1 protein-coding gene (only partly in view) is annotated in these 12,773 nt (G+C 71.0%); it reads left to right on the top strand.

The genetic code is table 11. From position 1 onward, the window contains the following. Nucleotides 1–12,773, top strand: the 3' end of a protein-coding gene (locus KYK13_RS18405) for a non-ribosomal peptide synthase/polyketide synthase (protein ID WP_223645992.1). The gene continues 20,026 nt to the left of window position 1, outside the view; the window shows 12,773 of its 32,799 coding nt (coding positions 20,027–32,799); the start codon falls outside the window, past its left edge; its stop codon occupies nt 12,771–12,773.

Below are 12,773 nucleotides of genomic sequence, written 5' to 3'. Positions count from 1 at the left end.
CCGTGAACCTGCCTGGCGTCAAGCTGCCCGCACCGCGACCCGCGTCTCCTGATCAAGCGAGGACGGCGCCCGCCGCTCCGGCAAGCACCGCGTCGGCCCCCACGGCCGTGGTCACCCGTGCGATTCCACGCGCACCGCGTGACCGGCCGTTGCCGCTGTCGTTCGCGCAGCAACGCCTCTGGTACCTCCAGGAGCTGGAGCCGGAGAGCACCGCGTACAACAACGCGATCATCTTCCGGCTCACGGGAGCGCTGGATGTCAGCGCGCTCCAGACGGCGCTCCACTCGCTCGTGGAACGCCATGAGGTCCTGCGCACCACGTACGCGTTGGGGGAGACCGGGGCCGTGCAGGTCATCCATGCGACGGGCACCCTTGCCCTGGAAACGGAGGACGTTCCCGGCGAAACGGCCGAAGCGCGGGAGGCCGCCATGCTTCGCCGCTGCCAGGCGTACACCGCCACGCCCTTCCACCTGGGCACTGGCCCCGTGGCCCGCGCGCTGCTGCTGCGGCTGGCTCCCGATACGCACGTCCTCCACCTGCTCCTGCATCACGTCGTCTCCGACGCCTGGTGCGCCCTGGTCCTCAGCCGCGAGCTGCCGGTCCTCTACGCCTGCGCCAGCGCGGGTGCTCCGTCCGTGCTGCCACCCCTGCCGGTGCAGTACGCCGACTACGCCGTCTGGCAGCGCGCGTGGCTGACCGGTCCGGTGCTGGAGGAACAGGTCCGCTGGTGGAAGGACCTGCTCCAAGGCGCGCCGCCGCTGGAGCTGCCCACCGACCGTCCGCGTCCCGCCACGCAGTCCTACGCGGGCGCCTCCCATTCCTTCCATCTGCCCCGCGAGCTGTCCGAGCCCCTGCTCGCGCTGGGCCGCCGTGAAGGCGCCACGTCCTTCATGGTCCTGATGGCGTTGTTCCAGGTGCTGCTCTCCCGGGCCTCCGGGCAGGACGACTTCGCGGTGGGCACGCCCATCGCGGGCCGGTCCCGTCCCGAGGTGGAGGGCCTGCTGGGCTGCTTCGTCAACACGCTCGCCTTCCGCGCGAGACTCGATGGGGCTCCGGGCTTCCGTGAGCTCGTCGCGCGCGTGAGGCAGCAGGCCCTGGGTGCCTATGCGCACCAGGACATGCCCTTCGAGCAGTTGGTGGACGTGCTCCAGGTGCCTCGCGACCTGAGCCGCACGCCGGTGTTCCAGGTCATCCTCAACGTCATCAATGTGCCCGAGGCCCAGACGAACGCGGGCGCCGGGCTCCAGATTGGCGGCGTGGACGTGCCGGTGACGACGTCCAAGTTCGACCTGACGCTGGAGGTCTGGGAACAGCGCGACGGACTGCGCTGCCGCCTGGAGTACGCCACCGCCCTCTTCGACGCCGCGACCCTGGAGCGCATGGCGGAGCACCTGTCCGTGCTGGCGAAGGCCGTTGTCGCCGCGCCGGACGCTCCGGTCTCCACCCTGCCGTTGCTCACGCCGGCGGCACGCGAGCAGGTGCTGCGCGGCTGGAACGACACGCGCGTGGAGGCCCCTCGTGGCGCCACGCTCCATCAGCTCTTCGAGTCCCAGGCCGAGCGTACGCCGGAGGCCATCGCGCTCCAGTTCGAGGACCAGCGCCTCACGTACGCGCAGCTCGAAGCCCGGGCGAACCAGCTCGCGCATCACCTGCGGGCTCGCGGCGTCGGCCCCGAGACCCTGGTGGGCGTCTGCCTGGAGCGCTCGCTGGAGATGGTCATCGCCCTCCTGGGCGTCCTGAAGTCCGGCGCGGCCTATGTCCCGTTGGATCCGGCCACGCCCCCGGAGCGGCTCGCGGGGATGCTGGAGGACACCGCCACGCCCGTGCTCCTCACCCAGGAGCGCTTCCGTGCCGCGCTGCCCGTGCATGCCGTGCACGTCATCGCGCTCGACAGCCAGTGGGAGGCCATCGCGCGTGAGTCCAAGGCGCGCCCGGTGCAACTGGCCGGTGAGGATTCGCTGGCCTACGTCATCTTCACGTCGGGCAGCACGGGCCGTCCCAAGGGCGCGATGAACGCACACGCGGGCATCGTCAACCGCCTGCGCTGGATGCAGGCGCGGTACGGCCTGACCCCGTCGGACACGGTGTTGCAGAAGACGCCGTTCAGCTTCGACGTGTCCGTGTGGGAGTTCTTCTGGCCCCTGATGACGGGGGCGCGGCTGGTGCTCGCGCGGCCCGGCGGACACCAGGAGCCGGACTACCTGGTGGCGCTCATGGCCCGCGAGCACGTGACGACGGTGCACTTCGTGCCGTCCATGCTGCGCGCCTTCGTGGAGGAGCCGGGCCTGGAGTCGCTGACGCACCTACGCCAGGTGATGTGCAGCGGCGAGGCCCTGCCCGCGGACCTGGTGCTCCGCGCCCAGGCGCGCATGCCTCACGCCACGCTGCACAACCTCTACGGCCCCACCGAGGCCGCCGTGGACGTGACGTCCTGGGAGTGCCCGCGCGACGCGGCGCTGCGTGTCGTCCCCATCGGACGGCCCGTGTCGAACACCGCGATGTACGTCCTGGATGCCCACGGCCAGCCAGTGCCCGTGGGCATCCCGGGTGAGCTGTTCATCGGCGGCGTACAGGTGGGCCGGGGCTACTGGCGACGCCCCACCCTCACGGCCGCGCGCTTCCTCCCGGACGCCTTCAGCGGCACGCCGGGCGCGCGCATGTACCGCACGGGTGACCTCGCGCGGTGGCGCACCGACGGCACGCTGGAGTACCTGGGCCGCGCGGACTTCCAGGTGAAGCTGCGCGGCTTCCGCATCGAACTGGGGGACATCGAAGCCGCGATCCAGTCCTGGCCCGGGGTGCGAGACACCGTGGCCGTCGTGCGCCAGGACGCGGCGGGAGGCCCGCGGCTCGTCGCATATGTCAGCGCCGAAGGCGGGGTACTCGACGTGGCGGGGCTGCGCGCGTTCCTGCACGCGAAGCTGCCCGAGTACATGGTGCCCTCCGCCTTCGTCCGCCTGGAGGCGCTGCCGCTCACCGCCAGTGGCAAGGTGGACCGCAAGGCCCTGCCCGCTCCGGAGGCCTCCACGCCGGGACGTGAAGCGTCCATCGCTCCGCGCGATGACACCGAGCGCGCCCTCGCGGAGATCTTCGCCCAGGTGCTCGGCATCGCGCAGGTGGGCGTGCGTGACAGCTTCTTCGAGCTGGGAGGCCATTCCCTGCTCGCGACCCAGGTGGCCGCGCGCGTGCGTGCGCGCCTGGGCCAGGAGCTGCCGCTGCGCACGCTGTTCGAAGCCCCCACCGTGGAGGCTCTCGCTCGGCGCATCGCGGTGTCAGGCCCCGTGCGCAGCACTCCGGCCCCAGAGGAGAGGGCGACCGGATCCACCGGCCTCACGCCGTTGACCCGAGGCGTCCGGCCCGCCGTACTGCCGCTGTCGTTCGCGCAGCAGCGGCTGTGGTTCATCCATCAACTGGGCGCTTCGGACGCGGCCTACAACATGCCGTTCTCGCTCCGGCTGGAGGGCACGCTCGACGTGGGCGCGCTCCAGCGGAGCTTCGATCGGCTGGTGCGCCGTCATGAAGCCCTGCGCACCACGTTCCGCGAGTACGAAGGAGCCCCGGAGCAGGTCATCCACGCCCCCGGTCCGCTGCCCCTGCGCCAGGTGGACCTCACCGGTCTCCCGGATCTGGAGCAGCGCCGCACGGAGGCCGCGAGGCTGGCCACCGAGGAAGCACGCACCCCGTTCGACCTGGAGCAGGGTCCCCTCCTCCGGGCCCTCTTGCTGAAGCTGTCGCCCACGGAGCACGTGCTGGTGCTGAACCTGCACCACATCATCTCCGACGGCTGGTCCACTGGCGTCCTGGTGCGCGAGATGGGCACGCTCTACGCCGCCCTCTCGCGGAACCTCCCGTCCCCGCTGCCCGAGCTGCCTGTGCAGTACGCGGACCACGCGCTGTGGCAGCGAGGCTGGTTGCAGGGCGCGGTGCTGGAAGCGCAGCTCGGCTACTGGCGGCGGCAGTTGGAAGGCGCGCCGTCGCACCTGGAGTTGCCCACGGACCACCCGCGTCCGGCCCGGCAGACCTTCCTGGGCGCCCTGATGCCGTTCGCCCTTTCGCCCGCCACCAGCGAAGCCCTGGAGGCCCTGGCGAAGCACGAGGGCGCCACGCCGTACATGGTGCTGCTGGCCGCGTTCCAGATGCTGCTCGGCCGCTACGCGGGCCAGGACGACGTGCTGGTGGGCTCGCCCATCGCGGGCCGCCGCCACGCCGAGTCCGAAGCGCTCATCGGCTACTTCGCGAACACCGTCGTCCTGCGCACCCGGCTGCATGAGGACGACACATTCCGCTCCCTGCTGTGGCGCGTGCGGGACACCACCCTGGGCGCCTACGAGCACCAGGACCTGCCGTTCGAAAAGCTCGTCGAAGAGCTGCACCCCGCGCGCGATGCGTCCCGCACGCCGCTCTTCCAGGTCACGTTCACGCTGCAGAACGCGCCATTGCCGCCGCTGGAGCTGCCCGGCCTGACGCTCCAGCCGATGAACGCCGACCCGGGCGCCATCCGCTTCGACCTGGAGCTGCTGCTGCACCGCGCGCCCGAGGGCTACACGGGAGGCATCAACTTCAACACCGCGCTCTTCACGCCCGGCACGGTGTCCGGGATGGCGCGGCACCTGAGGGTGTTGCTCGACGCCGCGGTGGCTTCCCCCACCACTCCGCTGACGCGCCTGTCCCTGCCGACGCCCGAGGAACGGCACCAGGTGCTGGTCACCTGGAACGACACCGCGACGGAGTATCCGCGTGACACCTCCGTGCCCGCGCTTTTCGCGGAGCGGGCCGCGAGGACGCCGGACGCTGTCGCGGTGAGGATGCCCGCGAGCACTGGGGCCTTCCCCTCGGGAGAGGCTGAATCGGCCGTGGCGAGGGAGCTCACGTACGGCGAACTGGATCGGCGCTCGAACCAGCTCGCGCACCACCTGCGCCGGATGGGCGTGCGTCCCGGGGATTGCGTGGGGCTGTGCGTGGAGCGCTCACCGGAGCTCGTCATCGGCATGCTCGGCATCCTCAAGGCGGGCGCGGCCTACGTGCCCGTGGAGGCGAAGGCGCCAGCGGACCGCACCGCCTGGGTGCTTCAGGAGGCGAGCGTCAGCGTGCTCGTCACGCAGGAGGCGCTGGCGGATGAGCTGCCGGCGGTGGCGGGGCTCGTCGTCTTGCTGGACGCAGAGGCAGGGCTGATCGCGAAGCAGCCGGCCACACCGCTCGACGTGCGGGTGCCCGCGGAGGCGCTGGCCTACGTGATGTTCACGTCGGGCAGTACGGGACGGCCCAAGGGCGTCAGCGTCCCCCACCGGGGCATCGTGCGCCTGGTCCGCGGCAATGGCTTCATGGCATTTGGGCCGGAGCAGGTGTTCCTCCAGGCCGCGCCGGTCGCGTTCGACGCCTCCACACTGGAGCTCTGGGGCGCGCTGCTGCATGGCGCGAAGTTGGTGCTCGCGCCGCCGCGTGCGCTCTCGCTGTCGGAGCTGGGCACGCTGCTCGCCGTGGAGGGCATCACCACGCTGTGGCTCACCGCCGCCCTCTTCGAACAGATGGTCCTCCACGAAGGGGCCTCGCTCGCGGGCGTGCGCCAGGTGCTGTCGGGCGGAGATGTGCTGCCCGTGTCTCGCGTGCGGGAGCACCTGGCGCGGATGGCGCCGGGCGCAGTGCTCGTCAACGGGTATGGCCCCACGGAGAACACCACGTTCTCCACCACGCACACGCTGCGCGCGGGCGACGCCGTGGAGCGCTCGGTGCCCATTGGACAGCCGCTGGCGAACTCCAGCGCGTGGGTGCTGGACGCGCACCTCCAGCCCCTGCCGCCGGGGCTCCCCGGCGAGCTGTACGTCGGCGGCGACGGCCTCGCCTGGGGTTACCTCCAGCGGCCGGACCTCACCGCCGAGCGCTTCATCCCCCATCCCCACGCCGCCACGCCGGGCGCCCGCCTGTACCGCACGGGTGACCGGGCCCGCTGGCGCGATGACGGCACGCTGGAGTTCCTGGGCCGCACCGACTTCCAGCTCAAGCTGCGCGGCTTCCGCATCGAGCCCGGGGAAGTCGAGGCCGTGCTGCGCCAATCCCCGGACGTGCGCGAGGCCGTGGTGCTCGCGCGTGAGGACGTGCCCGGCGAGAAGCGGCTCGTGGCCTACGTGGTCCTCGACGAGGACGGCGCTGGCACCGACCGCGTGAAGGCACACGCGCAGCGGCGGCTCCCCAACTACATGGTGCCGGCCGCATGGGTCGCGCTGCCGTCCCTGCCGCTGTCACCGAACGGCAAGGTGGACCGCAAGGCCCTGCCCGCGCCTGAAGCGCCCAAGTCGGCGAATACCGGGCGCGAGGCCCCACGCAATGCCCTGGAGTCCCAGCTCGCTGCCATCTGGGCGGAGGTGCTGCACCTGGACGCCGTGGGCATCCACGATGACTTCTTCGACCTGGGCGGTCATTCGCTCCTGGCCACGCAGGTGGTGTCGCGGATCCGGGCGGTGCTGGGCATGGAGCTGCCCCTCGGCGAGCTGTTCAACGCGCCCACCGTGGCCGCACTGGCCGAGCATCTGGGCACCCCCACGAACCGTCACGCGCAGGTGCCACCGCTCCTCCGGGGCCCGAGGCCCCCACTGCTGCCGCTCTCGTTCGCGCAGCAGCGGCTGTGGTTCATCGACCAGCTCGAACCGGGCAGCGCCCTCTACAACATGCCCATCGCCCTGCGGCTCGTCGGCGCGCTGGACGAGGCCGCGCTGAAGGGAAGCCTGGACGCGCTGATGGAGCGGCACGAAGCGCTGCGCACCACCTTCCGGACGGAGGCGGGCCAGCCCGTGCAGCATATCCACGCCCGGGCCACCGTGCCGCTGGAGCGTGTGGACCTGACGGCGCTGGAGGACGCCGAGGCCCGGGTCCGCGAAGCAGAGCGCCTGGCCACGCAAGAGTCCCAGCGGCCGTTCGACCTGGAGCGCGGGCCGGTCATCCGGGCCCTGTTGCTCGAGCTCGCGGCGGAGGAGCACGTGCTGGTGCTCCACCTGCACCACATCGTCTCCGACGGCTGGTCACTGGGCGTGATGGTGCGCGAGCTCAGCGCGCTCTACGCGGCGCTGCGCGAGGGCCGGCCGCCCGCGCTTCCGGAGCTGCCCGTGCAGTACGCGGACTACGCGCTCTGGCAGCGCACGTGGCTTCAGGGAGAGGCCCTGGAGGCGCAGCTCGATTGGTGGGCCCGGCAGCTCGAAGGCGCCCCCCGAGCGCTGGAGCTGCCCACCGACAAGCCCCGGCCCGCCGTCTCCACCCAGCGCGGTGACACGGTGCCGGTGCACCTGCCCCTGGACCTGTCCGAGCGCGTGGAGTCCCTGGCGAAGCACGAGGGCGCCACGCCCTTCATGGTGCTGCTCGCCGCCTTCCAGGCGGTGTTGCACCGGTACTCCGGCCAGGACGACGTGCTGGTGGGCACGCCCATCGCGAACCGGCGCCACGCGGCGACCGAGGGCCTCATCGGCTTCTTCGTCAACACGCTGGTGCTGCGCGGAAGCTTCCATGGCAGAACGACGTTCCGGGAGCTGCTGGCCCAGCTGCGCACCACCACTTTGGGCGCCTACGAGCACCAGGACATCCCCTTCGAGCGGCTGGTGGAGTCGCTGCAAGCGAAGCGCGACCTGGGGCGGACACCGCTGTTCCAGGTGATGTTCGCGCTGCAGAACGCGCCGGTTCCGGAGCTGTCCCTGCCCGGCCTCACGGTGCGTCCCGCGGCACTCGCGGGGCGCACCAAGTCCCAGTTCGATTTGAGTCTGGATCTGGATCGCCGCGCGGACGGCTTCCGGGGAACGCTCGAATACTCGACGGACCTCTTCGAGCGTCCCACCATGGCGCGGCTCCTCACTCACCTGCGCGTGATGCTGGACGCCGTGCTCAAGCAGCCGGACGCACCGCTGTCCCGGCTGTCGCTCATCTCGGAAGATGAACGAAGCCGGCTGCTGGGGGACCTGGCGGGAGCCGTCTCACCCTTCAAGGGCGACGGCACGCTGCACGGCCACTTCGAGGCGCAGGTGGCACGAACCCCGGACGCGGACGCGGTGGTATTCGAGGACACGACGCTGTCCTTCCGGCAGCTCAACGCCCGGGCCAACCAGCTCGCCTGGCACTTGCGGTCGCTGGGCGTGGGTCCGGAGGTGATGGTGGCCATGTGCCTGGAGCGGTCCGCGGAGGCCATCATCGCGCTGCTCGCGGTGAACAAGGCCGGCGGCGCCTTCGTGCCCCTGGACCCGTCCGCGCCCGCCGCGCGCAAGTCGTTCCTCCTCAAGGACTGTGGCGCGTCCGTGCTGGTGACGACGCGGGCACAGCAGGAAGCGTGGCATCCCGAGGTGCCCCACCTGGTGAGGCTGGACGCAAAACCTGTCGGACAGTCGGACAGGTTCTGGGAGACCACAGCCACCTCGGGGAACCACGAACCTGTCGGACAGTCGGACCGGCACTGGGAGACCACGGCGGCCCCGGAGAAACACGAACCTATCGGACAGTCGGACCGGTTCTGGGAGACCACAGCCGCCTCGGGGAACCACGAACCTGTCGGACGGTCGGACCGACATGACGCGACCGAGCCGGCCTTGAGCGACCACAGACCTGTCGGACAGTCGGACAGGTTTGGAGAGACCACGGCGGCCCCTGGGAACCACGCCCCTGTCGGACAGCCAGACAGGTTGGCCATGGCCGGGTCGGCACCGCGAGTTCGTGAACCTGTCGGACAGCCGGACAGGTTTGCAGAGCCACTGCCGCCGACGATCCGAGACCTTGAACCTGTAGGACAGTCGAACAGGTCGGGCATGACCGGGTCGGCACCAGGGGATCGTGAACCTGTCGGACAGCCGGACAGGGTTGGAGACACCGTGTCCGCTTCGGCGGGTCGTGAACCTGTCGGACGGTCGGACAGGGTTGGAGGCACCGTGCCCGCTTCGGCGGGTCGTGAACCTGTCGGACAGTCGGACAGGTTTGGGAGGTCCGTGCCGACCTCCGAGGACCTCGAAGCTGTCCGACTGTCGGACCCGTTGGGTGGGACCGGGCGGACTCCGGGCGAGGCCGAACCTGTCGGACAGTCGGACAGGTTTTTGGAGAACCTGCCGCCAGCGGCGGGGCCGGGGAATCTCGCCTATGTCATCTACACGTCGGGCTCCACCGGCTCGCCCAAGGGCGTGATGGTGCGCCATCGGTCGCTGCTGCACCTGCGCCACGCGCTCCTGCGAACCGTGTACAAGGGACAGCCGCCGGGGCTCCGCATTGGCGTCAATGCGCCGCTGTTCTTCGACGCGTCCATGGAACAGATCATCTGGCTCATGGACGGCCACTGCATCTGCCCGGTTCCTGAGGACATCCGGTTGGAACCGGAGCGGATGCTCGAGTGGCTGGAGCGGACACGGGTCGACGCGCTGGACGTCACTCCCGCGCAACTGAAGCTCCTCCTGGACGCGGGGATGCTGGAGCGCCCGCGCCTGCCGTCGCTGCTGCTGGTGGGCGGCGAGGCCATGGACGAGGTGCTCTGGCGGCGGCTCGCCGCCACCCGGCGCACACGGGCCTTCAACGCCTACGGTCCCACCGAATGCACCGTGGACGCCACCCTGTGGGAGCTCCAGGGAACGCCCCACGCGATGCCTGTTATCGGGCGGCCGTTGGACAACCTGCGCGCGTACGTGCTCGATGAACATCAGGAACTGGTGCCCTTCGGCCTGCCCGGAGAGCTGTGCTTCGCCGGTGAGGGCGTCGCGCGGGGCTACCTGGGCCGGCCTCACCTGACAGCGGAGCGCTTCATGCCGGATCCGTTCGGCACGGAGCCCGGTGCACGGCTGTACCGCACGGGTGACAAGGCCCGCTGGCGCGAGGACGGCACGCTCGACTTCATGGGCCGCCTGGACTTCCAGGTGAAGCTGCGCGGCCATCGCATCGAGTTGGGTGAAATCGAGTCCACGCTGCGCACGCAGCCCGGCGTCCGGGACGCGGTGGCCCTGGTGCGCGAGGATGTTCCAGGCGATGCGCGCCTCGTGGCCTATGTCGCGCCGGAGGTGGACACCGCTTCGCTGCACGAACACCTGCGGAGGCACCTGCCCGACTACATGGTGCCGGCCGCCCTCGTCGCCCTGCCCCTCCTGCCGCTGACACCGAACGGCAAGCTGGACCGCAAGGAGCTGCCCGTGCCGGAGGCGTCACGGCCGTCCGCTCGGAGCTCCGAGCCGCCTGCCACGCCCACCGAGGTGCGCCTCGCCGCCATCTGGGAGGAGCTGTTGCGCGTGTCCGGCATCGGCCGTCACGACAACTTCTTCGAGCTGGGCGGGCACTCGCTCCTGGCCACGCAGGTGGTGGCCCGAGTGCGCGCCCGCTTCGGCGTGGAGCTGCGCGTCCGGGCGCTCTTCGAAGCCCCCACCGTGGCGGGCCTCGCCCTGCGGCTGACAGGCACCACGCCCGCGCTGCCGCCGTTGAGGGCACACGCGGGTGGACTCGCGCCCCTGTCCTTCGCGCAACAGCGGCTGTGGTTCATCGACCAGTTGGAGCCGGGCAGCCCGCTCTACAACATGCCCTTCGCGCTGCGGCTGTCCGGAGCACTGGACGCGACTGCCCTTGAGCGCGCCTTCGACGCGTTGGTGCAACGGCACGAAACCCTTCGCACCTCGTTCGAGGTCCACGACGGCACACCCCGCCAGCGCATCCACCCCGCCCCTACGGGCGTGCTGCGCATGGAGGACCTGGAGGCCGTGCCCGCTGAGGACCGTGAGGCTGAGGTCTGGCGCCAGGTGGACGCGGAGGCGCTGCGTCCCTTCGACCTGGCCACGGGGCCACTCGCGCGCTTCATGCTGGTGCGGCTCGACGCACGGCAACACGTGCTCCTCCTGTGCACGCACCACTCCATCTCCGATGGCTGGTCCTTCGGAGTGCTCGTGCGCGAACTGGTGGCGCTCTACGAAGCGTTCCGCGAGGGACAGCCTTCGCCCCTGCCAGCGCTGCCCGTGCAGTACGCGGACTTCGCACGGTGGCAGGCCGCGTGGATGGAGGGCCCGGTGCTGGAGGGACAGCTGGAGTGGTGGAGGCAGCAACTCGAAGGGGCCCCCCACTCGCTGGCGCTGCCCACCGACCGGCCCCGTCCGGCCCGCCGCTCCGCGCGGGGCGCGCTGTTGACCGTCCATCTGACACCGGCATCAAGTGTCGCGGTGGAAGCGCTGGCGAACCGCGAGGGCGCCACGCCCTTCATGGTGCTCATGGCCGCGTTCCAGTTGCTGCTTTCGCGGTACGCCGGCCAGGACGACGTGCTGGTGGGCACGCCCATCGCGAACCGCCGTCATGCGGAAGCCGAAGGCCTCATCGGCTTCTTCGTCAACACGCTGGTCCTCCGGGCCCGCTTCACCCCGGACATGTCGTTCCGGAAGCTGCTCGCTCAGGTGCGCACGACCACGCTGGGCGCCTACGAACACCAGGACCTGCCCTTCGAGCGGCTCGTGGAAGCACTCCAGCCCGAGCGGGACCTGGGCCGCACCCCGCTCTTCCAGGCGCTCTTCGCGCTGCACAACACCCCGGAGCCAGAGGTCGTCCTGCCCGGCCTCACGCTCAAGGCGGTGGAGGCCCCCACGACGACGGCGAAGTTCGATCTGGACCTGGCTCTCACCCGGCAGCCCGACGGTTTCCAGGGTGCGCTCACGTACAGCACGGACCTCTTCGATGCCGCCACGGCCCAGCGCCTGATGGAGCGCTGGAGCCAACTGCTGGAGACGGTCCTCGCCGAACCCGACGCGCCGCTGGACCGGAGCTCCCCGCTGACGGAGGACGAGCGGCGACGGATGCACGTCCCGGAGGCACCAACCACACGTCCTTCCGAAGCCGCTGACGTCGCTCCTCGCGACGACATGGAGCGGGAGCTCGTGGCGCTCTGGGAGGAGCTGCTGAACGTGCGGCCCGTCGGTGTGACGCAGCCGTTCTTCGACCTGGGAGGCCACTCGCTGCTCGCCGTGAAGCTGATGGCGCGCATCCGGGAGCGCTTCCACCGCGAGCTGCCCCTGGCCGCCCTCTTCCAGGCGCCCACGGTGGAGACGCTGGCCCGGCTGCTGCGCCAGGCGCCCGCGGTCTTCTCTCCGCTCGTCCCCATCCAGCGCGAGGGCTCGCGGCGGCCGTTCTTCTGCGTCCACCCGGTGGGCGGCAACGTGCTCGCGTATGCGGCATTGGCGAAGCAGCTGGGCCCGGAGCAGCCCTTCTACGGGCTCCAGTCCCAGGGGCTCGATGGGAGCCGTCCGCCGCTTGATTCAGTGGAGGCGATGGCCGCGCTCTACGTGGTCGCCATGCGCACCGTGCAGCCCCACGGCCCCTACCGGCTGGGCGGCTGGTCCATGGGCGGCGTGGTGGCCTTCGAGATCGCCCGTCAGCTCCAGGCCCGGGGAGAGACCGTGGAGCTCGTGGCCCTCATCGACTCCAGCCCGGCGACGGACGACCGCGTGCCTATCGACGTGGACGACGCGGGCCAGGTGGCCGCGATGTTCGAGCTCGACCAGGGTCAGCTCGCGACGCCGGAAGCAGCCACGGAGACAGGGCGCGCGCTCCTGCACGTCTTCACCCGCAACCTGCGGGCCCTGAAGCACCACCGTCCTGGAACGTTCAAGGGCCGCGTCCTCCTGCTCCAGGCGGGCGACGACCCGACGCGTGGGAACGACGGCTGGGGCGAGCACGTCCACGGAACGCTGATGCGGGAAGTGCTCCCTGGCACCCACTACACGCTGCTCCGCGAGCCCCTCGTCCAGCGGCTCGCGGAGCGGCTCACGAGGGCGCTCCAGCGCGATGACGAGACCCCATGA

Origin of the sequence: Corallococcus sp. EGB, from assembly GCF_019968905.1 — a bacterium.
Taxonomy (GTDB): Bacteria; Myxococcota; Myxococcia; order Myxococcales; family Myxococcaceae; genus Corallococcus.
The sequence above is the reverse complement of the archived record's forward strand: the minus strand, read 5'-3'. Positions and strand labels throughout refer to the sequence as shown.